This is a genomic window from Clostridium sp. AF21-20LB, assembly GCF_003478795.1.
GTDB classification, from domain to species: Bacteria; Bacillota; Clostridia; order Lachnospirales; family Lachnospiraceae; genus Otoolea; species Otoolea fessa.
In genome coordinates, this window is the sequence record NZ_QUGD01000002.1 from 75572 (window position 1) to 98199 (window position 22628).

The 22628-nt window shown below is 50.1% G+C and carries 23 protein-coding genes and 2 pseudogenes; 3 read left to right on the forward strand and 22 right to left on the reverse strand.

Annotation, left to right across the window (positions count from 1 at the left end; all coding sequences use genetic code 11):
• Nucleotides 1-13: 13 nt before the first annotated feature.
• Complete coding sequence (locus DWX76_RS01805; RefSeq protein ID WP_182429710.1) at nucleotides 14-1306, reverse strand: efflux RND transporter periplasmic adaptor subunit; 1293 nt, start codon at nucleotides 1304-1306, stop codon at nucleotides 14-16.
• 311 nt (nucleotides 1307-1617) lie between these two features.
• On the opposite strand from DWX76_RS01805, the gene DWX76_RS01810 reads away from it, so the two are divergent.
• Both DWX76_RS01810 and DWX76_RS01815 read left to right on the forward strand, forming a co-directional pair.
• Entirely contained in the window at nucleotides 1618-2295 is a 678-nt protein-coding gene (locus DWX76_RS01810; RefSeq protein WP_118468631.1) for a response regulator transcription factor, read from the forward strand.
• Nucleotides 2292-3359 (forward strand): sensor histidine kinase, encoded by a 1068-nt coding sequence (locus DWX76_RS01815; protein ID WP_022360262.1) that lies wholly within the window; start codon nucleotides 2292-2294, stop codon nucleotides 3357-3359. Before DWX76_RS01810 ends, DWX76_RS01815 begins: the two co-directional genes overlap by 4 nt.
• Before the next feature lie 268 nt (nucleotides 3360-3627).
• Here DWX76_RS01815 and DWX76_RS01820 read toward each other — a convergent pair whose 3' ends face one another.
• The 9 genes and pseudogenes from DWX76_RS01820 to DWX76_RS01860 all read right to left on the reverse strand — a co-directional run bounded on the left by DWX76_RS01820 (nucleotide 3628) and on the right by DWX76_RS01860 (nucleotide 10970).
• On the reverse strand, nucleotides 3628-4032 hold the full coding sequence (locus DWX76_RS01820; RefSeq protein ID WP_022360264.1) for a GerW family sporulation protein: 405 nt from the start codon (nucleotides 4030-4032) through the stop codon (nucleotides 3628-3630).
• A gap of 1 nt (nucleotide 4033) precedes the next feature.
• Entirely contained in the window at nucleotides 4034-5131 is a 1098-nt protein-coding gene (locus tag DWX76_RS01825) for a hypothetical protein (RefSeq protein ID WP_118570018.1), read from the reverse strand.
• Between the two features lie 122 nt (nucleotides 5132-5253).
• Nucleotides 5254-5592, reverse strand: coding sequence for a hypothetical protein (locus DWX76_RS01830; RefSeq protein WP_118468637.1), 339 nt, complete (start codon nucleotides 5590-5592; stop codon nucleotides 5254-5256).
• Nucleotides 5593-5695: 103 nt separating this feature from the next.
• Nucleotides 5696-6948 (reverse strand): annotated as a pseudogene (locus tag DWX76_RS01835) (competence/damage-inducible protein A).
• Nucleotide 6949: 1 nt separating this feature from the next.
• Complete coding sequence (gene pgsA, locus DWX76_RS01840; RefSeq protein ID WP_117795511.1) at nucleotides 6950-7492, reverse strand: CDP-diacylglycerol--glycerol-3-phosphate 3-phosphatidyltransferase; 543 nt, start codon at nucleotides 7490-7492, stop codon at nucleotides 6950-6952.
• Nucleotides 7476-8816, reverse strand: a pseudogene (rimO, locus tag DWX76_RS01845) (30S ribosomal protein S12 methylthiotransferase RimO). The gene pgsA and the pseudogene rimO overlap by 17 nt, the downstream one beginning before the upstream one ends.
• A 274-nt stretch (nucleotides 8817-9090) precedes the next feature.
• A complete protein-coding gene (gene rpoZ / locus DWX76_RS01850) occupies nucleotides 9091-9345 on the reverse strand; it encodes a DNA-directed RNA polymerase subunit omega (RefSeq protein WP_022360270.1) in 255 nt (84 codons plus the stop codon).
• A gap of 17 nt (nucleotides 9346-9362) precedes the next feature.
• The gene (gmk, locus tag DWX76_RS01855; protein WP_118570019.1) at nucleotides 9363-9983 is read right to left on the reverse strand and encodes a guanylate kinase; all 621 of its coding nucleotides are present in this window, start codon (nucleotides 9981-9983) and stop codon (nucleotides 9363-9365) included.
• 108 nt (nucleotides 9984-10091) lie between these two features.
• Nucleotides 10092-10970, reverse strand: coding sequence for a YicC/YloC family endoribonuclease (locus tag DWX76_RS01860; RefSeq protein ID WP_118468641.1), 879 nt, complete (start codon nucleotides 10968-10970; stop codon nucleotides 10092-10094).
• A gap of 143 nt (nucleotides 10971-11113) precedes the next feature.
• Between DWX76_RS01860 and DWX76_RS01865 the strand changes: the two genes are divergently transcribed.
• The gene (locus DWX76_RS01865; RefSeq protein ID WP_118293189.1) at nucleotides 11114-12856 is read left to right on the forward strand and encodes an NFACT family protein; all 1743 of its coding nucleotides are present in this window, start codon (nucleotides 11114-11116) and stop codon (nucleotides 12854-12856) included.
• Nucleotides 12857-12965: 109 nt separating this feature from the next.
• Here the strand turns inward: DWX76_RS01865 and serS are convergent, their stop codons facing one another.
• The 12 genes from serS to rlmN form a co-directional block, all read right to left on the reverse strand.
• Nucleotides 12966-14243 carry a serine--tRNA ligase gene (gene serS, locus DWX76_RS01870; protein ID WP_022360274.1) on the reverse strand — a complete coding sequence of 426 codons (1278 nt, stop codon included), beginning with the start codon at nucleotides 14241-14243 and terminating at the stop codon, nucleotides 12966-12968.
• 192 nt (nucleotides 14244-14435) lie between these two features.
• Nucleotides 14436-15089 (reverse strand): PfkB family carbohydrate kinase, encoded by a 654-nt coding sequence (locus DWX76_RS01875; protein ID WP_243022425.1) that lies wholly within the window; start codon nucleotides 15087-15089, stop codon nucleotides 14436-14438.
• Nucleotides 15032-15271 (reverse strand): hypothetical protein, encoded by a 240-nt coding sequence (locus DWX76_RS14200; RefSeq protein ID WP_243022426.1) that lies wholly within the window; start codon nucleotides 15269-15271, stop codon nucleotides 15032-15034. The genes DWX76_RS01875 and DWX76_RS14200 overlap by 58 nt, the downstream gene beginning before the upstream one ends.
• Before the next feature lie 251 nt (nucleotides 15272-15522).
• A complete protein-coding gene (locus DWX76_RS01880; protein ID WP_022360276.1) occupies nucleotides 15523-16125 on the reverse strand; it encodes an ECF transporter S component in 603 nt (200 codons plus the stop codon).
• Between the two features lie 115 nt (nucleotides 16126-16240).
• Nucleotides 16241-16891 carry a thiamine diphosphokinase gene (locus DWX76_RS01885; protein WP_107000407.1) on the reverse strand — a complete coding sequence of 217 codons (651 nt, stop codon included), beginning with the start codon at nucleotides 16889-16891 and terminating at the stop codon, nucleotides 16241-16243.
• A gap of 5 nt (nucleotides 16892-16896) precedes the next feature.
• Nucleotides 16897-17562, reverse strand: coding sequence for a ribulose-phosphate 3-epimerase (gene rpe, locus DWX76_RS01890; RefSeq protein WP_022360278.1), 666 nt, complete (start codon nucleotides 17560-17562; stop codon nucleotides 16897-16899).
• 32 nt (nucleotides 17563-17594) lie between these two features.
• A complete protein-coding gene (gene rsgA, locus DWX76_RS01895; RefSeq protein WP_106999960.1) occupies nucleotides 17595-18488 on the reverse strand; it encodes a ribosome small subunit-dependent GTPase A in 894 nt (297 codons plus the stop codon).
• Between the two features lie 25 nt (nucleotides 18489-18513).
• Nucleotides 18514-20109: a PASTA domain-containing protein gene (locus DWX76_RS01900; protein ID WP_412693951.1), complete on the reverse strand. Its 1596-nt coding sequence runs from the start codon at nucleotides 20107-20109 to the stop codon at nucleotides 18514-18516.
• Nucleotides 20022-20582 (reverse strand): protein kinase domain-containing protein, encoded by a 561-nt coding sequence (locus DWX76_RS14765; protein WP_347474944.1) that lies wholly within the window; start codon nucleotides 20580-20582, stop codon nucleotides 20022-20024. Before DWX76_RS14765 ends, DWX76_RS01900 begins: the two co-directional genes overlap by 88 nt.
• Complete coding sequence (locus tag DWX76_RS14770; protein ID WP_347474943.1) at nucleotides 20537-20758, reverse strand: hypothetical protein; 222 nt, start codon at nucleotides 20756-20758, stop codon at nucleotides 20537-20539. Before DWX76_RS14770 ends, DWX76_RS14765 begins: the two co-directional genes overlap by 46 nt.
• Nucleotides 20755-21501 carry a Stp1/IreP family PP2C-type Ser/Thr phosphatase gene (locus DWX76_RS01905; RefSeq protein WP_118482172.1) on the reverse strand — a complete coding sequence of 249 codons (747 nt, stop codon included), beginning with the start codon at nucleotides 21499-21501 and terminating at the stop codon, nucleotides 20755-20757. The genes DWX76_RS14770 and DWX76_RS01905 overlap by 4 nt, the downstream gene beginning before the upstream one ends.
• Nucleotides 21498-22562: a 23S rRNA (adenine(2503)-C(2))-methyltransferase RlmN gene (gene rlmN, locus DWX76_RS01910; RefSeq protein ID WP_022358690.1), complete on the reverse strand. Its 1065-nt coding sequence runs from the start codon at nucleotides 22560-22562 to the stop codon at nucleotides 21498-21500. Before rlmN ends, DWX76_RS01905 begins: the two co-directional genes overlap by 4 nt.
• Nucleotides 22563-22628: the final 66 nt, after the last annotated feature.

Below are 22628 nucleotides of genomic sequence, written 5' to 3' on the forward strand. Positions count from 1 at the left end.
CATTCCTCCTGTCCTACTGTTTCTGTCCATTTTTTGCATCGTTCGGAGCACCTGCACCACCCGCAGGCTGATCGTTTCCGCCATCTGCCGGAGCGCCCGCTTTCTGTCCATTTTCAGAGCCTGCCGGGGCATCGGCTTTCTGGTTTCCAGCTTCATCCGCTGCTGCCGCATCTGTTTCTTCACCCTTTAAGTTAACGGTTGAACCCTCATAAAGCTGGGAACTCCATGTACTGATGACGAGCTCATCTGCCGTCAGCCCCGACTTGATCTCCGCCAGCTCTGTATTATAAAGCCCCACTTCGACTTCCACTTTATGTACCGTTCCGTCCTGGTAAACATAGACATTTCCAACGCCGTTATCATAGTAGATCGCATCTACCGGCACGGTCATGACATTCTCTGCACGCTCAGAAGTTACTGTTACCTTGACAGTACTTCCCGTTGAAAGGCTGTTCGCCTCCGGCAGCTCTGCCTTTATCTTAAACAGACCGTTGCTCTCGTCCGCCATGCTGCTGACATCGGTAATCACACCATCATAAGTCGTTCCACCTTTTACAATCGTCATCGCGTCGCCCTGGTTTAAGTTGCTCATAACACGCTCGGATACGTAGAACGATACCCGTTTATCTCCCTCACCGGAGATAACGCAGAGCTGCGCCTGCTGGTTGACATGATCATATACATCAATATCCATCGTCTCAATCTTGCCGGAGATCGGTGCGGTCACGGAACTGTATTCCACCTGACGGTCGTAGTTTAATTTTGCCGATTCATAATTTAACTGTGCCGTCTTCGCCTGGTTCTGGTACTGCTCCCATTCCTGATCAGAAATATCTCCTCCCTGATAAAGAAGCTGCATACGGCTTAAATTGCTCTGTGCCTCGGTCAGGTTAACAGAGGCGGAGTCCATCGCATTTTTCGCCGTCTCAACCTGTTCGGTATTGATCGTACAGAGAAGCTGACCCGCTGCTACCATATCACCGACGCTGACGTTGACGCCCGTCACATCGCCGGATGCCTTCGCATAAACATAGACAACGTCCGATGCCTCTACGGTACCGGATGTGCTGGTTGTCCGCTCGATCGTTCCGATCTTTGGATTCTCAGCCGCAACCGTCGCCACATTGTCCATCTGCGTGTCCTGCATGCCGCCCGGACCTCCCGGACCGCCGCCTGAACTTCCTTTGCTGCCACCCTTGAAACGCATAAAAAGCGCCGCAAGTACGAGCACCACCACCACCGCGATGATGGCTGTTTTCTTTTTATTCTGCTTTGCCGCTTCCATCAGAGAAGATAGTTTACTCATTTCGCATATTCCTTTCTGGTTTTTCCTGATTGTCCCTAGTATAACATCCCATTTTTAAACGAATTTCAACTACATATAAACCGAATGTAAACGAACCGTGAAAAAAATGTGTTGCACCGTTCACAATCAGTTTAAACTTATGTGGTATAATATGAACACTTAGTGAGGTCTTTTCGAACTTAGTGCGAGTCATACCTAAGTCCTTAATGAAGCCGAGCCGAAGGTGAGAGCTGAATTTAGTACTTATGGTATACTATGAGTACTTATGATATTACATCTTTTTAATTGAATTATAGGGAGGTTTTACGGATATGTTTCACATTCTTGTGGTAGAAGATGATGCGAAGCTGCGTTCCCTGTTCTGCACGGTACTCACCAACAGTGGTTATCTGGCGCTTCCGGCAGAAAGCGGCGAAAAAGCATTATCTCTTTTAGATTCTGAATATGTAGATCTCATTATTTCGGATATTATGATGCCCGGAATGGACGGATATGAACTGATTGATCACCTGCGGACGAGTGGATTTACGATGCCGATCCTGATTATCACCGCCAAAGAGCGCTTCGAAGACAAGCAGCGCGGCTTTCAGGCAGGCACGGATGACTACATGGTGAAGCCGATCGATGTCAATGAGATGGTTCTGCGGGTTGGCGCCCTGCTCAAACGCGCCAAGATCGCGACGGAGCATCGGATTGTCTGCCAAAATACGATTCTCGACTACGATGCACTGACGGTCACGGTCAACGGGCAGGAGACACTTCTGCCGCAGAAAGAATTTTACCTTCTATATAAATTACTTTCTTATCCAAATAAGATTTTCACGAGGCAGCAGCTCATGGACGAAATCTGGGGACTTGACTCGACAACCGACGAACGGACGGTCGATGTGCATGTCAACCGGCTGCGCGAACGGTTTAAAAACTGCGATGATTTTATCATCATGACCGTGCGGGGTCTCGGCTATAAGGCGGTGAAAACAGAAGCATGATCAGCAAGAACTTTACCAAATATTTCCAGATTCCACTCTACTGGCTGACCCTCCTGGTCTTTTTCTTCCTGGTGTCCTCGTTGATACCGATGCTGACCGGATATTTTGTCTCGCTGCTCACAAGCGGAACAGATAAACACGAAGTTTTTCGGATTTTCGGTCCGAATTTTCCGCGTCTGATGTCATTTTTGAGCAGCCTTGCGTTCAGTATCGCGCTGTCGCTGTTCCTCTGGTCGAAAATCCTCTGCCCGATCGGTTCCATCAGCCTTGCCGCTAAGCAGGTAGCAGACGGAGACTTTTCTGTTCATGTACCAAATTCGAAGTCTTTGCAGGCGATCTGTGAACTAACCGACAATTTTAACCGTATGGTGCAGGAGTTAAACAGCATCGAATCGCTGCGAAATGATTTCGTGACCACGGTTTCCCATGAGTTCAAGACACCGCTCGCCGCCATCGAGGGCTATGCGACATTGCTGCAGGATCCATCTCTCTCAGAGGCGGACCGGAATGAATACACGCGCATCATCATCGACAGCACGCGCCAGCTCACCACGATGACCGGCAACATTCTTCTGCTTTCCCGCCTGGAAAAGCAGGAGATCGTGACTGGCCGCACGACGTTCAGCCTCGACGAACAAATCCGTCAGGCGATTCTTCTGCTGGAACCGCTCTGGGAGAAAAAGCATCTGAATCTCGACATTGATTTGACGGCGTGCAAATTTTACGGCAACTGTGAGATGCTGCAGCAGGTCTGGATCAATCTCCTGCAAAATGCCATCAAATTCACCCCGGCTGGCGGTATGCTTTCTGCCAAACTCGTTATCACAGGAGATAAGGTGCGTGTCTCCATCCGCGATACCGGCGTCGGCATGGATGACGCCACGATGAAACGGATCTTTGAAAAATTTTACAGCAGGAACTCTGATCCCAATGAAAAGGGCAACGGGCTGGGACTTTCCATCACGAAACGGATCATCGACCTGATGCACGGTACCATCGAGGTATCCAGCCAGGTGGACGAGGGTAGCTGCTTTACAGTGATTCTGCCGCTTGAAAAAGCATAGAATCTCATCGGCAAAACATATTGTACCCGACAATCATCAGAGAAATGGCGGTGCTGACCCATAGAAAATTCTTTGGGAAAATGAGCACCAGGGTCATGCCAAATCCCATTGAAAAAAGGACTAAACCAAATAAACGCTTCATAGAATGATACCTCTCTGAAATGTCTGTTTTCAAAAGAAGTTAAATAGCAGGCGATCATTGCCAGAGACATCTGACATTCGATCGTGTGCTATGATCATTCTATGAAGCGTTTTGATTTTAATTTCTTTATTTCTTCTCTTCCATCTCGCCCGCCATTTTCTCAGCTGTCTGCATCGTCTCCGCATCGATCGGTCCGGTGCTTCCGCCGACAAATTTATTGACGAGATCCGGTGCCATGTCGAGAACCTTGGTCAATGCATCCTGATGCTTGATATTGACCACCTTCGTCATGCCATTCTGAATGACCAGCACCGCGCTCGGCGTCATCTTGGCGCTCATGCCGCCCGCATTCTTCTCTTTCGCCGACTGACCAAACGCGCCCGCCGCCATGCCGCAGGTTACATCCACGAGTGGAAGTATAATCGCATCGCCAACTGTCACCGGCTCTCCCACGACTGTCTTCGTCGTGACGAACTCATCCATACCCTGAAATAATGCACCGATTGTCGATGCAAACTGATTGTCTGCCATATTATCTTCCTCCTCGGTTTCTATATTTATAAACCTGTGTCCGTACATTCTTATCCATCCAGATCCGAAGCGCCATCAATGCCAGCACGCCAATCTGGACTCTGCCCCGGAACGAAAGCTCCCCGTCCAGCGCATTTGCATCCATGACCGGAGTCAAATCAATCTTCTTTCCGTAAACTGGATACAAAAAAGCCGCCACACTCAAAATTTGTCCCATCAAATAAGGATCCTCCACGCCAAACGTAACCTGCCCGGACAGCTTTCTGGGAAATATATGCCGCAGAACTCGCATGAGCTGGCGTTTGATCAGGCGAAATGACTTCTGATTTTCTTCATTTTCTATAAATGCAAGGACGGATTGGCGTTTGTGCTCCAGGTTGTTGATTCGGGTAAGCAGCTTTGAGAGGGATTGCCGCAGGGCGCTCCATTTTTGTTTGAACCAGCTAATGATTCTATGAAGGAACGATTCACGCTTTTCCTGGCTGGGATTTGATTTTAATTCATTCTTTGCCCGATGCGTTTCTCCTTCTGCCTCGGACACTCCCGCCTCCTTCACATCTGGAAATGCATCTGCATTCTTCACAGCTTGAGACATTTCCGCCTCCCTCTGCGCACTCCGTCTCTTCACCGCCTCCTCCAGCAGCCTGGCAGTTTCCTCTGCTTTCTCGATCGCGGCGTCTGTCTTCTCCGATGCTGCTTCCGCCCGCAAAATCAGTTCATCGGTGTCTAAATCATCATCCTCTGTTTTCTCCTGCGCATTTACAAATTCCAGCTCATCCGAATCCGCTGCCTGCGTGCCTTCCCGCACACGCCCAGATTCCGTATCTTTCTCTTCACTCTCACTCCCGAAAATCCGGAATCCAAACAACTTAACCGCATATCGAAGCCCATTTTCATAAGCAATCCGCAGCGACACCGCATGAAGCAGCCAATGGATATGCAGATGCAAGCCAAAATCTTTGATACTGTGGTAGCTTCCGTTCCCCCGGTATCGAATCGGGGCAAATAAAACCGCCAGCAGGCACAGAAACAACAGTCCCAGAATGACAAGAAGCAGGATTCCGAGTATTTTCAAGATTATGAACAAAATATGCAGCAATCCATCCCCTCCCACTTCTTATTCTTTCATTGACAAATTCATGTATCAGCTCTGTATCATATGATGTTGGGGTCAAAAGACATTTTCAGTCCAAAAAAACTTCATCAAAGGCTGCAAAATACTTACCTCTTTTTCCTCAGCCTGTCTTCCTTCTCTCTCAGATACGTCTTCACATCCAATCCACCCGTCTCGCGGTACGTCTCATCCACAATCCGCCCCACCGTCTCCACGGCATCCTGGTAGCTCGCGCCGACCCCTACGATCAGCAGATCCGCCTGCTCCCGGTAATAATTCTGCCGGAGCACATAGGCAGGCAGGATATCAAGCAGGTTGTGTCCGCCTGATGCAGGCGTGATCACGTGAACGCCCGGCTGTACCTTTCCGAGGCGGAGTTTCTGTAGAATCGAAAAACGATGCTTTTTAGCAGTTTCTCCCAGATACAGATATTTATACCAAATCATCGTCCCCGCCTCCTAAAAAAGGAGAGCCTGATCCATGACGCTCTAAAAACAGCTCGTTTCCGGCTATTTCTCCCCGCCTGTCAGCTCTCCCTCCTTTACATGATCAATCTTTTTTATAATTCTTAATAATCGACCGTCTCAGCAGATCCAGCGCCTGAATCACCGTCTGCTCACGCACCTTCTCGCGGTTTCCGCGGAATGGTATTCCTCTACTTTGACTTTATCCTTCATATAACATGCGATATAGACGAGTCCCACCGGTTTCTCCTCGGTTCCGCCGTCCGGTCCGGCGATGCCGGTCACAGCGATACAGGCATCTGCATCCGTCGTAAATACACCGCCTGCAGCCATCTCACGCGCCGTCTGTTCGCTGACCGCGCCGTATTTTTTCAGGGTCGCCTTGCTGACGCCCAGGATCTTTTTCTTTGCCTTGTTGGAATACGTCACGTATCCCTCGTTAAAGACCTCTGAAGCCCCCGGCACGTTGACGATGCGTCCGGCGATCAGACCGCCTGTGCAGGACTCTGCGGTTGTCACAGTCAGGTCGTATTTCTTTAAGAGGCGGACAACGACATCCTCCAGATTCTCATGCTCATCCGTCGTGTAAACCGCATTACCGAACCGTTTCTTGATCTCTTTGATAACCGGTTTTAACAGCTGTTTTGCTGCGTCTTCGCTCTCGGCTCTCGCGGTCACGCGCAGATGTACTTCTTTCGTCTTTGCATAGGTCGCAATCGTCGGGTTCGTCTGCTGGTCGATGAGGTCGAGAAGCATTTCCTCCACCTTGCTCTCCCCGTATCCGCAGATTTTGAGCATCTGGGAATAGATCACACAGTCAGATCGTTTCTGAATATAAGCACAAACCTGATCTTCCACCATCGGATACAGTTCGTTCGGCGGTCCCGGAAGAAGAATCGCGGTCTTACCGTTTTTCTCCAGGGCAAGTCCCGGAGCTGTGCCGTTTGTGTTGGAAAATACCACCGCGCCCTCCGGCACCAGCGCCTGACGCCAGTTGCTATCCGGAATATCGGTGCGCTTGCGCTGCCGGTACCAGTCCTCCAGATGTGCCCGCACCTCCGGATCCTCGACTAACGGCATTCCCATCAGCTCCGCGCAGACATCCTTCGTGATATCATCCTCCGTCGGTCCCAGACCGCCGCCGATGATAACGAGATCGGCTCTTGAGAGCGCCGTCCGGAAGACTTCTGTCATGCGCTCCCGGTTGTCCCCTACCGTCGTCTGGTAATAGACGTTAAGCCCCAGCTTTGCACACGTTTCCGATAAATACTGCGCATTGGTATTGACGATATTGCCAAGCAGCAGCTCTGTTCCTACCGAGATCAGTTCGACTATCATATCAGATACTCCCTTCTGTCAGTATTTTATGATTCTTGTAAATATAATCAACAAGTGACACAATCGTCAGCACCAGCGCGATCCAGACACAGATCGTCGTGACAAACGCAAGCGCCGGAATATCCAGAATCAACAACACCACCGATACCATCTGAAACGTCGTCTTAAATTTGCCCCAATAGCTGGCGGCGATGACAACTCCGTTGTCCGAGGCGATCAGACGGAATCCGCTGATGATAAACTCCCGGCTGATGATGATGATAACCATCCAGGCTGGAAGCGCGTTCAGCTCAATCAGGCAGATGAGCGCCGAGCACACTAGAAGCTTGTCCGCGAGCGGATCCATAAATTTTCCAAAGTTCGTAACCAGATTGTACTTTCTGGCAATCTTTCCATCCAGAAGATCGGTCAGGCTGGCTATGATAAACAGTGCCAGTGCAATCATACGGAAGGTATAGTTTTCACCATTCTGCCAGAGAAGGAAAAACACAAAAAACGGAATCATGATGACGCGAAGCGTCGTAAGCTTATTCGGTAAATTCATCAGCCAACTCTCCTATCAAATCATATTCGAGTGCTCCCGTTACGCGGACACGGCAGAAATCGCCGGACATCAGCGGAACATCCGCATTGACAAAAATCAAACCATCTACGTTCGGCGCGTCCTTATAGGTACGTCCCACGAAAGCATTCTCGTCTGCCACTTTTCCCTCGATCATAACCTCAAGCACACGGTCTTTCATATCCTCGGCTTTCTCAAAGGCAATCTCCTGCTGCAGTCCATGATCTCGTCGCGGCGGTCTTCCTTGACCTCCTGCGGTACCTGATCCGGATATCCGCTGCCGGTGTGTCCTCTTCTGCAGAGTATGCAAACACGCCCAAGCGGTCAAATTCCATCTCATCGACGAACCGCATCAGTTCCTCATGATCCTCCTGTGTCTCACCCGGGAAACCGGAAATTAAGGTCGTGCGGAGTGCAATATCTGGGATCTCTTCCCGCAGATGCGCGATCCGCTCCCGAAGCTCCGCCTGATTCGTGCGGCGTCCCATCCGCTTGAGAACGGCATCGCTCGCGTGCTGGATCGGAATATCCAGGTAATGACAGACTTTTTCTTCCGTCTTGATCGCCTGAATCAACTCCTCGGTGATCTCCTCCGGATAACAGTACTGGATACGGATCCATTCGATTCCATCGATCTGTGCCAGTTCATGTAAAAGTTTCGGCAGGGTCTTCTCTCCATACAAATCCACGCCGTAAAGCGTCGTCTCCTGTGCGACAAGAATCAGTTCCTTCACACCCTGATCCGCAAGCTCCTTTGCCTCTGCGAGAAGCTGCTCCATCGGCACACTGCGTACGGTCCACGCAGGAACGGGATAATACAATAGGTACACCGTTTGTTACAGCCCTCGGAAATCTTTAAAAAAGCATAATGTCCGCCGGTCGTCACCAGACGTTTGCTCCGCATCTTCGTCTCCGGAAGTTCGGACAAATCGTGGAAATCAGATACCCTCTCACCCTTCAGCGCCTTCGCCAGCACCTTGCTGACCTCATCATAGCTGGTCGTACCGAGAATACCGTCCACCTCCGGCACCTCCTGCAGGATCTCTTCCTTGTAACGCTGTGCCATACAGCCGCTGACTAAGAGCGCCTTGCAGGTTCCGCTCTTTTTGTACTCTGCCATCTCTAAGATAGTGTTGACACTCTCCTCCTTGGCATCGTTGATAAAGCAGCAGGTATTGACCAGAATGACATCTGCCTCCTGCTCGTCATCGGTAAACGTGTACCCGTCCTGGCTCAGCGAACCCAGCATACGCTCTGCATCAACCAGATTTTTATCGCAGCCAAGGGATATACAAAGTAATTTCATTCAATTCTCTCCTAATACCATATTTAAAAAATTTCTGTAACCATAATCGATTTGAACCGTCACAAAAATTCTATATCGTAACTGTTCAGTACCTTCACAGTCACGCGCAAAAATCCATTAAAAATTGCCTACGGCAATGGGATTTTTGCCTGCTGGCCCATGTTTTCGTACGGTCAGCGCAGTAGATGCGCAGACCTACTGAACAGTTACTCTATATCTAAGAAAAGACCATCTCCATGTACATAATGAACACGGGACGGTCTTCTGTCACCTTTTAGACCTCTTCCTCCGGGGAATCGTTCTCTGCTACAATTTTAACCTTAGAATGGTACAGCTCGTCGATCGCGATCGAAAGCGGTTTTCTTCCATTCTCAATGACCAGTGCCTCATCACCGGCGATCAGCTGTCTTGCACGCTTTGCAGTCGCAATTACGATGGAGTAACGGCTCTGAATCAGCGGTTCTTTCCCCGGCTCAGCCTCTTTGTTTACAACATTAATTAAGTCAAGATATGACGGACGCAGCATCATAATACATCTTTCTCCTTTCAGAATTGCTTCATCTCTTCTTTTATTTTTTCAATCAAAGTCTTGTGATTTTCTGTTCTGGCATGCATCGCCTGAATCAGTGCGTGCATTTCTTCTACACAGCGGTCTACCTCATCATTCACCAGAATGAAATCGTAGTCATCCATCTGCTTGGACTCCTCCGCTGCTCTCGAAAGCCGTGCGGCAATCTTCTCAGGTGTCTCGGTTCCACGACTTGCCAGCCGGTTTCTAAGCTCCCCGGCACTCGGCGGCGTGACAAAAATGAGAACTGCCTCCGGGAATTTCTTCTTGATTTTCAGGGCACCCTGAATCTCAATCTCCAAAAGGACATCCTTGCCCGCTTTCAGGTTGGAAAACACATACTCCTTCGGTGTGCCGTAATAGTTTCCGACATACTGGGCGTATTCGACCAGCTCATCGTGTTCGATCATCTGTTCGAACTCTTCCCGGGTCTTAAAGAAATACTCTCTTCCATCAACCTCGCCCTCGCGCGGTGCACGGGTGGTCGCGGAGATGGAAAGGGCATAATTGTCATACCGCTCCAGCAATGCACGCATCAATGTTCCCTTGCCTGCCCCTGAAAATCCGGATATAACTGCCAGTACTCCCTGATTATCCATATATTTCGCCTGCTTTCTAAATTCTATCTATTATTACAATATTTCATATTCTCCGTATTTTCACCGCCAACGGCAGCTTTCCGTGAATACCTCTTCCAGCATGATCGGCTATTCAATATTCTGAATCTGCTCTCTGACTTTCTCGATCTCTGTCTTGAGTGCAATCGCACAATCGGAAACCTCCAGATCGTTTGCCTTGGAAAGGATCGTATTCGCCTCTCGGTTCATCTCCTGTGCAATGAAATCCAGCTTACGTCCGACGCTTCCGCCCGCCGTCAGCTCCTTGCGGGTCGCCTCGATATGGCTTCTCAGGCGGACCGTCTCCTCATCGGTGCAGATCTTATCTGCAAAAATCACAACCTCTGCCGCAATCCGGCCTTCATCGACGCTGCTTCCTTCCAGAAGCTCTTTCACCTTATCTTCCAGTTTCGCCCGGTATTCTTCCACGATCTTCGGGGAACGTTCTTCAATCTGATCGACCAGCGTTACCATATAGTCCAGCTTGCCAAGCAGATCCTGCTTCAGATTCTCACCCTCGCGTGTGCGTGTCTCGACAAATTTCTCTGCCGCCTCGCCGATCGCCTTTTCGAGAATCTGCCACATATGCTCCTCGTCCTCCGGCGCCTGCTCCATCGTAAAGACCTCCGGACACCGTGCAAGACGCATCACCGTCGCGTCATTCGGAATCCCAAGCTCGTCCGCCATCTGACGGAAATAATCCATATACTCGCCGGCCAGGGAACGATTGTACTTTAAGGACATCTTCTCATCCGTATAATCTTCATAGGAAATAAAGACATCTACCTTTCCCCGCTGAATGTATTTCTTGAGCTGCGCGCGAATCGCCGCCTCAAAGTAATTAAATTTCTTCGGCATCTTAATGCTGAGATCCAAGTAACGGTGGTTTACCGCCTTCATCTCCACAGAAATCTTATATTCATCCGTTGCCATCTCGCATCGGCCAAATCCAGTCATACTTTTAAGCATAGTGACGCCTCTCTCTTTCATCCATAGATAATGGTATTATAATGCAAATCGCCGCAAGCGTCAACCGAATTTAAAAGTGATTGTTTTTCGTGTCTTCTTTCATTATAATAGTAGATACTACACAAATAAAGGAGCACCAAACCATGGCATTTGACGGAATTGTAATCGCAAACCTGGTTAAGGAGTTTAGTGACGCGCTTACCGGCGGCAAGATCGCAAAGATCACGCAGACCGAGCGCGATGAACTTCTTTTTACCATAAAGAACTTCCGGGAGACGAAACGACTTCTTCTCTCGGTCAACGCAAGTCTCCCGCTGGCATATCTGACGGATACCAACAAGCAGGGACCGATGACTGCCCCGAATTTCTGTATGCTGCTTCGCAAGCACATCGGAAGCGGACGCATCGTGTCGGTCAGCCAGCCGGGTCTGGAACGCTGTATTCATTTTGAGATCGAACATCTGGACGAGATGGGTGACCTCTGCCGCAAGCTGCTTATCGTCGAACTGATGGGAAAATACAGCAATATCATTTTCTGCAGCCCTGACGGCACGATCCTCGACAGTATCAAACATATCTCCGTGCAGGTCAGCTCCGTGCGCGAGGTTCTGCCGGGACGGCAATATTTCCTCCCGCAGACGGTCGCGAAGCAGGATCCGCTGACTGCATCTGCCGATGATTTCGCCGCCATTCTGGCACAGTCACCGGCACCGGCAGGAAAAGCCATTTACACGAATTTCACCGGTATCAGCCCGGTCATGGCAGAAGAATTCTGCTATGAGGCATCGATCGATGCCGACCGCCCCGCATCGGAACTGAATGAGCTGGAGCGCACGCACCTCGGTCACACGCTGGAACTGGCAATGGAATCCATCAAAAATGGACAGTTCTCGCCCTGCATCGTATACCGTGAAGATGAGCCAATGGAATTTGCTGCTCTCCCATTGACCTCGTTCCCGCCGGAATATCAGGTCGAACACTTTGATTCGATCAGTAAAGTGCTGGAGACCTACTATGCGTCCAAGAACGTCATCACACGAATCCGCCAGAAATCCTCGGATCTGCGCCGGATCGTCCAGACTGCCCTGGAGCGCAATTATAAAAAATACGATTTGCAGCAGAAACAGTTAAAGGACACCGAAAAACGGGATAAATACAAGCTCTACGGCGAGCTGTTAAACACCTACGGTTATGAGCTGACCGGCGGCGAAAAAGAACTTGTCTGCACGAACTACTACACAGGAAAAGAGGTCAAGATCCCGCTTGACCCGCAGCTGACCGCCCGCGAAAATTCGCAGAAGTATTTTGACAAATATGGAAAGCTCAAACGTACTTTCGAGGCTCAGAGCCAGCTCATTGAGGAGACGAAGCAGGAGATCGAGCACCTCGAATCCATCAGTACCTCCCTCGATATTGCCTTAAAGGAGGAAGATCTGACCCAGATCAAGCAGGAGCTGACGGAATATGGCTTCATCAAAAAGCACGGTCCGGCTGGAAAGAAAGTGAAAATCACAAGCCGCCCATTCCACTACCTTTCCTCCGACGGATTCCATATCTACGTCGGCAAAAACAACTACCAGAATGAGGAGCTGACCTTCAAGATCGCGACTGGAAATGACTGGTGGTTCCACGCAAAAGGGATTCCAGGTTCCCATGTCATTGTGAAATCCGAAGGAAAAGAGCTTCCGGACCGCACCTTCGAGGAAGCTGCCGGGCTGGCTGCCTACTATTCCAAGGGACGGGAAAATGAAAAAGTTGAGATCGATTATGTACAGAAAAAGCAGGTCAAAAAAGTAGCGGGCGCTGCTCCGGGATTTGTGATTTATCATACGAATTATTCGATGATGGCGACGCCGTCGAATCAGCTGGAAGAACTGCCATCATAATGCCGCCTGAAAAAAGACAATGTCTATATTTCTACAATTCACAATGAGTCCAGTAAAAAACGCCACAGGCACACAACCCATGGCGTTTTTTTACTGGACTCAAATGAACTTAGCGAATCTCGCTCTTACCACCCATATACGGACGCAGAACCTCCGGAATGCGGACAGAACCGTCTGCCTGCAGGTTGTTCTCTAAGAATGCGATCAGCATACGCGGCGGAGCTACTACAGTGTTGTTCAAGGTGTGTGCAAAGTATTTGCCGTCTTTGCCGTTGACACGGATCTTCAGACGTCTTGCCTGTGCATCACCTAAGTTGGAGCAGCTTCCAACCTCGAAATATTTCTTCTGACGCGGGGACCATGCCTCTACATCAACGGATTTTACTTTCAGATCAGCCAGGTCTCCGGAGCAGCACTCCAGAGTACGAACCGGAATATCCATGGAACGGAACAGGTCCACGGTGTTCTTCCACAGTTTGTCATACCACATCTTGCTGTCTTCCGGTTTGCAGACTACGATCATTTCCTGTTTCTCAAACTGGTGGATGCGGTATACGCCTCTCTCCTCGATGCCGTGAGCGCCCTTCTCTTTACGGAAACACGGAGAATAGCTGGTCAGTGTCTTCGGAAGCTCTTCCTCCGGAACTACGGTATCAATGAATTTACCGATCATAGAGTGCTCGCTAGTACCGATCAGGTAAAGATCCTCGCCCTCGATCTTGTACATCATCGCATCCATCTCATCGAAACTCATAACGCCGGTTACAACATTGCTGCGGATCATGAACGGCGGGATACAGTAGGTAAATCCACGGTCAATCATGAAATCTCTTGCATATGCGATAACAGCAGAATGAAGTCTTGCGATATCGCCCATCAGGTAATAGAAACCATTTCCAGCTACCTTTCTGGCACTGTCCAGATCGATGCCGTTAAATTTCTCCATAATCTCGGTGTGGTACGGGATCTCGAAATCCGGTACAACCGGCTCGCCGAAGCGCTCGATCTCTACGTTCTCGCTGTCGTCTTTACCGATCGGAACACTCGGATCAATGATGTTCGGGATGGTCATCATAATCTTTAAGATGCGCTCGCCAAGATCCTTCTCCTGCTCTTCCAGCTCAGACAGGCGGGCAGACTGCTCTGCTACCTGTTTCTTCAGCTCTTCTGCTTCCTCTTTCTTTCCCTGACCCATCAGAGCACCGATCTGTTTTGCAATCTTGTTCTTGTTCGCACGCAGATCGTCTGCTTCCTTCTTCGCTGCACGGTTCTTGGCATCCAGCTCAATTACCTCATCTACCAGCGGAATTTTCTTGTCCTGGAACTTATTTTTAATATTCTGCTTTACAATGTCAGGATTTTCTCTGACGAATTTAAGATCTAACATATCTTCCTCCTACTGTTATGCAATTAACTGCACGAAAACTAGTTATAATTATACTACAACTTTGTACGAATGAAAAGCCCTGTTTCAAGAGTTCCTCTGTTCTTCAAATCATTTTGTTATTGTTCACGCATACGTGCCCAGTAACATCATTTTTGCATTTTGAAACAAAACAGGATAGACTGCCCATTATATTTAACTCAATTTCGTCAAATAGGACAGACACGCCTCCAGGCACAGTCCGTCCTGCTCCGGGGCACCAAGTTCTTCTGTCTTTTCCACACATTTTTTTGTAAAAGCTGCGGCCCGTCTGACGGCTTCCTCCATCGGCACACCTCGCACCATGCTGGCACCGATGACTGCTGCAAAGACATCCCCGGTTCCGTGGTAATTGCCCGCCACAAATTTAGTTGCATGAAAGACCGGATCCTTGCCGCGCTCATGGATCACGTTGAGGATCTGTTTGCCCTTGACCACGCCTGTCAAAATGACTGACCGCGCGCCCAAAAGGTGAAGCTTCCAGGTCAGATCTGAGAGCTTGCGCTTACTCCATCCATTTTCCTGATACAGCGTGTCCGTCAGGGCACAGGCTTCCGTCAGATTTGGCGTGACAACGTCCGCATACTGCATCAGCTCCCGCATCGCCTCGATCAGATCCTCGTCACAGACGCTGTAGAGATGTCCGTGGTCGCCCATCGTCGGATCTACCAAAACCTGCGTATTTTCCCGTTTGAAATCCCGGATAAAATCTGCCACGATCGACGCCTGTCTGGCAGAACCTAAGAATCCAGTCATGATTCCGTCCATCTCAAATCCCATCTTCCGCCACGGCTCCAGGTATGCCTCCATCCGATCGTATAATCATCCATATAGCATTCCGGATATCCCGCGTGATTGGACAGCACCGCCGTCACCACCGGACAGCACTGTACCTTGAGGGCGCTGATAACCGGCATCGCCGCCGTCAGCGAACAGCGCCCGTAGCCTGACAGGTCATTTAAAACCGCTATTTTCTTCTGAATTCCTTCCATGTATAATTTTTCCTCATTCTCTTAGATTTTAAGCAACTTTATAATCTAACATATTCTCGCGGCAGATACGACTGCCTGCAGCATGATTCTGGTTTCTACAAGCGTGTATCTATGCATTTGTGTTTCATAAGCCGCACACTCCAATGACGCAACAAGGAGACTGCGCCCGGACAGATGTTTTTCCCATTCTGCCCAACCACAGTCTCCTGTATGTATTTCATTTTAATTCTTCTCGACTGAGATAAATTGCCTTATGCTCTCGCTTCTACAGACAATGCATCCAGAAAACCTGCCTTGCGGAGTGCCGGACGAACTGCCATATATATAACAACAGACGCAATCGTAGATGTCACCGCATTGATCGAAGTCGCTGCGATATTCCATGCAAGTGTGAGCTCTGCCGCCGGTTTACCGATGATCCAGAGTTTATAATAATATCCGATCAGCGGATCTGCAATGACGTTGAATAAAAGACCTGCCACCGCTGCTGCAATCGTAAAACCAAGGATGTGGTTCTTATCGGTGCTCCGGTCAATCTTGCCCAGACGATGTGCTACGAATCCGGCGATCAGTCCGATGCAAAGTTTGCAGATAAATGTCTTCGGTGCATATACAATATAAACCGGATCGAGAAGGTCACCTATCGTCATGCCGATAGCACCTCCCAAACCGCCGTAAAAGCCGCCGACTAAGAGTGCCCCGATGACACAGACTGCATTTCCCAGATGAATGGAAGTTGCATCGCCGCCCGGAAGTGTGATCTTCACCTGTCCGTATGTAAATACGACATAGGAGAGAGCTGCCAGCAGACCGACCATCGCGATCTTGTAAGCCTGATTTGATTTGTTTGCCATGATGTTTCATCCTCCCTTGTTATTGGACTCATCATAGCACAATCTTGTCCCCTGAAAAACATACAGTTTTATCATTTTAAGCAGGTCAGTTTTACTTGCCACTTTTTTATCCGAATTAATCATGTGCCTCCACGCACAAAAGGACGCCTCTCTCCAGCTCCAGAATGCCCTCTTCCCGTTTGAGTTCATTGCTGATGCAGAGACTCGTCCCCAGCCCGATCGTCCGCCGCTGGAGCGGGTATTTAAATCCCCGCAGCGTCAGTCCCTCGACAGTCTCGGTCATCGGCAGGAACGAAATGTATTTTCCATACACCTCTTCCCGGTGAAATACCTTATGCCCGCCCAGAAGATACAGGCGGTTGCGGGCATCATAAATATTCACTTCCATTCCCTGGCAGAAAAACTGATACATCAGCTGGATATTGCCGATGGCGTGATCCATACGGCCGCCCAGCGCCCCCAGGATATCAACTGCCTCACAGCCCTGGCGCGCCGCCGTCAAAAGCGCCAGCTCCGTATCCGTCTCATCCTTCTCCGGTTTATGGATCTCAAATTCGATGTCCGGCTGGTTCTGATATTCTTCCAGAACCTTTTTATCCACCGTGTCCAGATCGCCGACCACCGCATTCGGAGAAATATGCAGCGGGCGCAGAACCTCCAGCCCCGCATCTGCCGCAATTACATAGTCATACGAGCGCTGTGAGAGAAAATCTTTCGCAAACGCAATATCAATCGTTCCGCCTGTCACAATCAAACAACGCTTCATCTTCATCATCCCTGTTCAAATTCCTGAAAAATATTTAAAAATGTTTTTACATTCCCAGCCGGGTTTCCCTTAAATACGGCGCTTCCCGCCACGATCACATCGGCTCCTGCCTCTAATACCGTCCGCACATTGTCCGGCGTGATTCCTCCGTCCACCTCAATGCGGGTGGAAAGTCCCCTCTCGCTGCACATTGCGCGCAGCTTCTTGATTTTTTCTACCGTATATGGAATAAATTTCTGACCGCCAAATCCCGGGTTGACCGTCATCAGAAGAACCATGTCCACCTCCGGCAAAATAACATCCAGTGTCTCGACCGGGGTCGCCGGATTTAACGCTACACCTGTTTGCAGCCCTGCCTCACGGATCTGCGCGATCGTGCGGTCCAGATGAAGACAGGCTTCCTGATGCACACAGATCAGATCCGCCCCCGCTTTTTTGATATCCTCTACGTAACGTCCCGGTTCTTCCACCATCATGTGTACGTCAAACACACGATCCGTCACCGGGCGCAGGCTCTTAATTACCGGCATTCCAAAGGAGATACTCGGCACAAACGCGCCATCCATCACATCCAGATGGATGTACTGTGCACCTGCCTTGTCCACCTCAGCGACCTGCTCTCCCAGCTTCGTAAAATCTGCCCCCAGAATCGAAGGTGATAATATAATCATGGTTCTTTCCTCCCATTTTTTGTATAATATCCTCAACGGCTGCTTCTGCCGTATTTCTTTTTCTCTTTTAATTCCTGATACATCAAACGGTAATTGTCATACCGGCTCTGCCCGATCTTATGCTCCTGCACCGCCGTCTTGACGCCGCATTCGCGCTCGCCAATGTGGACACAGCCTAAGAAACGGCATTCATCCTCATATGCCTCAAATTCCGGGAAAAAGTCCTTGAGCGCCTCCGGCTCCAAATCCTCGATATAGAGAGAACTGAATCCCGGCGTATCCATCATATAGGTGCTCTCTTCCACGAAAAACAGTTCTGAATGGCGCGTCGTATGTTTGCCCCGGCGGATCTTCTCACTGATACCGCCCGTTTCCATCTGTGCCTCCGGCTGGATAAAGTTCGTGATCGACGATTTTCCGACACCCGAAGGTCCTGCTAAGACCGTTGTTTTCCCAATGATCAACCGATGAAACTCCTCCAGCCCTGATTTTTCGTAGGTGCTGATAAAATGCACCGGATAGCCCGCCGGTTCATAGATCGCACGCAGCTTCTCCTGCTCGGCTGCATCAACCAGATCGATCTTGTTGAAACAGATGCTGACCGGAACTTCCTGCCGTTCCATCATGACGAGGAAGCGGTCGAGAAGGTTTAAATTTGGCATCGGATCGGTGATGGCAAAAACCACCACCGCCTGATCAACATTTGAAACCGCCGGGCGGATCAGACGGTTTTTACGAGGAAGGATCTCATCGAGATTGCCTGTCGCCTTCTCCTCATCGAGAACACTGATCTCCACGTCATCGCCTACCAGCGGCTTGATGCCGCGATTTCGGAAAATTCCCTTTGCACGGCATTCATATACCTTTCCAATACCGTCGTGTACATAATAGAAACCGCCGATCCCTTTAATTATCTTTCCCTGCATATCTGTACCTTACAACTACCTCTTATTAATTATCTGAAACTTCCACAAATTCAAGCTGATACGTTTTTAGAACCCGATCGTTCGTCAGATCGAGGATCTGCAGCTCACCTGTCTGCACACCGTCCGCTCCCTCGATATTATAATGAATCGGAAGCGTGATATCGCCGCCGATCTCCCTCGGTTCCATGACCGTCTTAGTCACAGTATTGCCGGCAATCGTCTGCTTCATCACAATACTGACGCGGATATGCGTATCTCCGGAACTTGGTCCAAACAGTTCACTCATCTGGAATTCATCGTTGATCGCCGCCACATAGCGGGTTCCTTTTCCCAGACTGACTGTATAGCCAATGGCACTTCCCTCCGGTGTATCTGTTTTCTCCAGGACATCCTGACTGATGATCTTGCCCTTTGCCACTTCTGAACTCTTCGCTTCCTTGCGCTCGCCAAGCCCTAATCCGACCGCTTCCAGAACAACTTTTGCATTTTCCTCTGAAAGCCCTGTAATCCTCGGCATCGGTACCGTCGGTACGTTCGGACCTGTGCTGACATACAGCGTCACCGTACCGCCTGGATCCACGCTGGACGGACTGTATCGGATCACTATACCGGAGGCAACCGTATCGCTGCTCTCTTTCTGCACTACTACGGTCAGTTTATTTTCTTCTGCCAGAAGCGTCTCTGCATCCTCGCTGGACATCTCTTCCAGTCCAAGTTTCGTCAAATCTATTGCCTCATTGCCTTCTCCGATCGTGACGATAACTTCCGTCTGTTTCGAGACAACCGTGCCGCTGGCAATACTCTGACCGATGACCTTCCCCTTTTCAGAGGTTTCCGACTTTTCATATTCATAACGGATTTTCAACGACTGCTTTTCCAATGCTGTCTTCGCCTCATCCTCCGTCATGCCGTCCAGAGGCGGAACCCTGCACTCCGTTGATTCCAGACTCTCGCTCTCAGACGCCTCCGAAGAAGCTTCAACGGTCGTCTTCGGATGCTTCTGACTACCAGATCCCAGATTAAAGATGCCTGTCAACTTCGCAGCAATGACAATCACAACCACCACAATCAATACGGCTGCACCGATTCCAATCATCGTAAGCAGGCGCTCCATCTGCGGATTGACATCCTCGCTGTCTTCTTCTATACGGCGTCCCTTCCGTCTACGGTCTGGGCGCCTTGAGGTTTCTTCCTCATAGACATCCGTCTCTTCTTCCTGCCAACCTTCTATCTCGTTCTCCGACGGTTCCGGCTCTTTCCAGACTACCTCACCACGTTCATTTTCTGTCGGAACCGGTCCGGTCTTTTCACTCACTGCCGGATGTTCCATCGTCTGTTCCAGATTTCGATTTCTCTGTGCCTCCATCTGGCGGTTCAGTTCCTCTGCCCCGCGCACGACTGTCGGGGAATTTTCATCAAATTCCGGTTCTTTTTTCAGGAAATCATCGTTTGGATCCACCAGCGCATGGCGCAGATCCGCGATCAGCTCATACGCATTCTGGTAACGGCGTTCCGGCTTTTTTTGGGTACATTTTAAAATAATGCGGTCCAGGCTTGCCGACACCTCCGGGTTGATGCGGCTCGGCGGCTGCACCGGTTCTTCCAAATGCGCCAGTGCCACTGAAACCGGGTTATCCCCGTCAAACGGAAGTTTCCTGTTAGCATCTCATACATCGTGATTCCCAGTGAATACAGATCGCTTCGTCCGTCGCTATAATTTCCTTTTGCCTGCTCCGGCGAGATATAATGCACGGAACCGACCGCATTGACCCCGATCGTCTGGGACGATACAGCTCTGGCAATACCGAAATCCGCCACCTTCACCTTGCCGTCACGCGAGATAATCATATTCTGCGGTTTGATGTCCCGGTGCACAATATGCTGGTCATGTGCCGCTGCCAGCCCCTGCGCTACCTGGATGGCAATTCCAATCGTTTCTTTAACGCCCAGATGACCTTTCTTGAGAATGTAGCTTTTCAGCGTGATTCCCTCGATGAGTTCCATGACGATATAATGAAGACTGCCCTCATCCACAACGTCATAAACACTCACAATATTTGGATGGGAAAGCCCTGCCGCCGCCTGCGCCTCCATCTTGAATTTGCTGACGAAATTCGCATCCTGCTGTACTCATCCTTTAAAACCTTGATCGCCACCAGACGGTTCAGAGTGTGGCATTTTGCCTGATACACCTCTGACATGCCGCCCGTACCAATCAGTGAGAGGATCTCATAGCGATCCTGCAGATAGGTTCCCGGTTTCAGCATCATGATTCTCTCACCTCCTTGATCTGCGGGTCAATCAATATGACCGCGATATTATCTTTCCCGCCGTTCTGGTTTGCGAGCGCCGTGAGCGCCCTTGCCTTGGTGTCCAGGGTTCCCGGCAGAAGCACCATCCGGTAAATTGCTGAATTATCCACCATATTGGTTAACCCGTCCGAACACAGCAGTACGTAATCGCCCGGGTTCAGTGAAACCTCAAAGAAATCCGGCTCCACATGCCCACCGATCCCGACTGCGCGGGTAATGATATTTTTCTTCGTCTCATATTCCCGGCTGCCGCGGCTCATCTGTCCCAGCGAGACCATCGCCTCCACGTAGGAATGATCCCGGGTAATCTGATGAATGCCGGAGCGCTCAATCCGGTAGAGACGGCTGTCCCCCACGTTTGCCACATAGAGTGTATTTCCCTGAATTGAAGCCGCTACCAGCGTTGTTCCCATGCCGGCAAGCTCCTCGCGCTCACAGGAAAGGGTATAAAGTTCCTGATTGACTGCCTCGATCCCCTTTCGAAGCGCCGCGACCGGCTCATTCTCACCACTCTCTTTGATATATTCCGGCATATGCTCGATCAGATAGCGCGAAGCAAAATCTCCCGCCTGATGACCGCCCATTCCGTCCGCCACAACAAACAGGTTGGAAAGTTCTCCCACCGGCTCCGTGCTGGCAAACTGAGCATCCTGATTGACCTTACGCGTTTTTCCGATATCCGTCAGTGCGTATGCTTTCATTTGACTGCCGCACCTTCTTTCTCCTGCTCTTTATCCATATAGCTCTTCCGGAGCTGTCCGCAGGCACCGTCTATGTCGCGCCCCATCTCGCGCCGGATTGTCACATTGATTCCCTTGGATTCCAGACATCCCTTAAATGCTTCGATCGCTTTCCGTCCCGACTGTACATAAGAGCGCTCCTTGATCGGATTGACCGGAATCAGATTCACATGCCCGTGCTGATCCTGAATCAGCGCCGCCAGCTCGCGCGCCTCGTCCAGATTGTCGTTGACTCCCTGCACCAGGCTGTACTCAAACGTCATGCGGCGTCCCGTTTTTTCAAAATAGTAATGACAGGCCGCCAATACATCCTTTAACGCATATGTACGCGCGATCGGCATCAGGCTCTTCCGCACCTCGTCATTCGGCGCATGCAGAGAAAGTGCCAGCGTGATGGTCAGTCCCTGATCTGCCAGCTCCCGGATCTTCGGAACCAGCCCACAGGTGGAAACCGTCACATTCCGCTGACTGATATGCAGTCCGCCTTCCTCCGTCAAAAGATGGATAAAGCGGATCAGGTTATCGTAATTGTCCAGCGGTTCACCCGATCCCATCACAACCACGTTGGAAACGCGTTCGCCTGTATCGCGCTGAATCTGATAAATCTGGTCCAGCATCTCCGACGGGCGCAGGTTCCGTTCCAGGCCGTCCAGGGTCGAAGCACAGAAACGGCAGCCCATCCGACACCCCACCTGCGAGGAAATACAAACGGAATTTCCATGCTTATAACGCATCAGGACACTCTCGATGACATTGCCGTCCGCGAGGCGGAACAGGTACTTGCGGGTTCCATCGATCTGCGAAATCTGCACCCGTACCTTTTCCAGCGATACATACTCGCACGCGTCCTGCAGCTTCTGCCGGAGTACCTTGGAAAGGTTTGTCATATCGTCAAAGGAAGATGCCAGTTTTTCATGCATCCACTGATAGATCTGGGCGGTCCGGAATGGTTTTTCACCCAGACTCACCAAAAAGGCACGCAGTTCCTCCTGCGTCATTGATTTTATATCCTGCTTTTCCATATCGGACTGCCTCCCTCTCTCCTATATGCACTCTCGGAGTCTTTCCTGTATTCATACGCTGTTCCG

Excerpts from the sequence above, each read along its gene's own strand:
- DWX76_RS01805 (WP_182429710.1), bottom strand. The coding sequence starts at position 1,306 with ATGAGTAAACTATCTTCTCTGATGGAAGCGGCAAAGCAGAATAAAAAG.
- DWX76_RS01810 (WP_118468631.1), top strand. The coding sequence starts at position 1,618 with ATGTTTCACATTCTTGTGGTAGAAGATGATGCGAAGCTGCGTTCCCTG.
- DWX76_RS01815 (WP_022360262.1), top strand. The coding sequence starts at position 2,292 with ATGATCAGCAAGAACTTTACCAAATATTTCCAGATTCCACTCTACTGG.
- DWX76_RS01820 (WP_022360264.1), bottom strand. The coding sequence starts at position 4,032 with ATGGCAGACAATCAGTTTGCATCGACAATCGGTGCATTATTTCAGGGT.
- DWX76_RS01830 (WP_118468637.1), bottom strand. The coding sequence starts at position 5,592 with ATGATTTGGTATAAATATCTGTATCTGGGAGAAACTGCTAAAAAGCAT.
- pgsA (WP_117795511.1), bottom strand. The coding sequence starts at position 7,492 with ATGAATTTACCGAATAAGCTTACGACGCTTCGCGTCATCATGATTCCG.
- rpoZ (WP_022360270.1), bottom strand. The coding sequence starts at position 9,345 with ATGATGCTGCGTCCGTCATATCTTGACTTAATTAATGTTGTAAACAAA.
- gmk (WP_118570019.1), bottom strand. The coding sequence starts at position 9,983 with ATGGATAATCAGGGAGTACTGGCAGTTATATCCGGATTTTCAGGGGCA.
- DWX76_RS01860 (WP_118468641.1), bottom strand. The coding sequence starts at position 10,970 with ATGCTTAAAAGTATGACTGGATTTGGCCGATGCGAGATGGCAACGGAT.
- DWX76_RS01865 (WP_118293189.1), top strand. The coding sequence starts at position 11,114 with ATGGCATTTGACGGAATTGTAATCGCAAACCTGGTTAAGGAGTTTAGT.
- serS (WP_022360274.1), bottom strand. The coding sequence starts at position 14,243 with ATGTTAGATCTTAAATTCGTCAGAGAAAATCCTGACATTGTAAAGCAG.
- DWX76_RS01875 (WP_243022425.1), bottom strand. The coding sequence starts at position 15,089 with ATGGAGGCATACCTGGAGCCGTGGCGGAAGATGGGATTTGAGATGGAC.
- DWX76_RS14200 (WP_243022426.1), bottom strand. The coding sequence starts at position 15,271 with ATGGAAGGAATTCAGAAGAAAATAGCGGTTTTAAATGACCTGTCAGGC.
- DWX76_RS01880 (WP_022360276.1), bottom strand. The coding sequence starts at position 16,125 with ATGGCAAACAAATCAAATCAGGCTTACAAGATCGCGATGGTCGGTCTG.
- DWX76_RS01885 (WP_107000407.1), bottom strand. The coding sequence starts at position 16,891 with ATGAAGCGTTGTTTGATTGTGACAGGCGGAACGATTGATATTGCGTTT.
- rpe (WP_022360278.1), bottom strand. The coding sequence starts at position 17,562 with ATGATTATATTATCACCTTCGATTCTGGGGGCAGATTTTACGAAGCTG.
- rsgA (WP_106999960.1), bottom strand. The coding sequence starts at position 18,488 with ATGCAGGGAAAGATAATTAAAGGGATCGGCGGTTTCTATTATGTACAC.
- DWX76_RS14765 (WP_347474944.1), bottom strand. The coding sequence starts at position 20,582 with ATGGAGGCGCAGGCGGCGGCAGGGCTTTCCCATCCAAATATTGTGAGT.
- DWX76_RS14770 (WP_347474943.1), bottom strand. The coding sequence starts at position 20,758 with ATGATGCTGAAACCGGGAACCTATCTGCAGGATCGCTATGAGATCCTC.
- DWX76_RS01905 (WP_118482172.1), bottom strand. The coding sequence starts at position 21,501 with ATGAAAGCATACGCACTGACGGATATCGGAAAAACGCGTAAGGTCAAT.
- rlmN (WP_022358690.1), bottom strand. The coding sequence starts at position 22,562 with ATGGAAAAGCAGGATATAAAATCAATGACGCAGGAGGAACTGCGTGCC.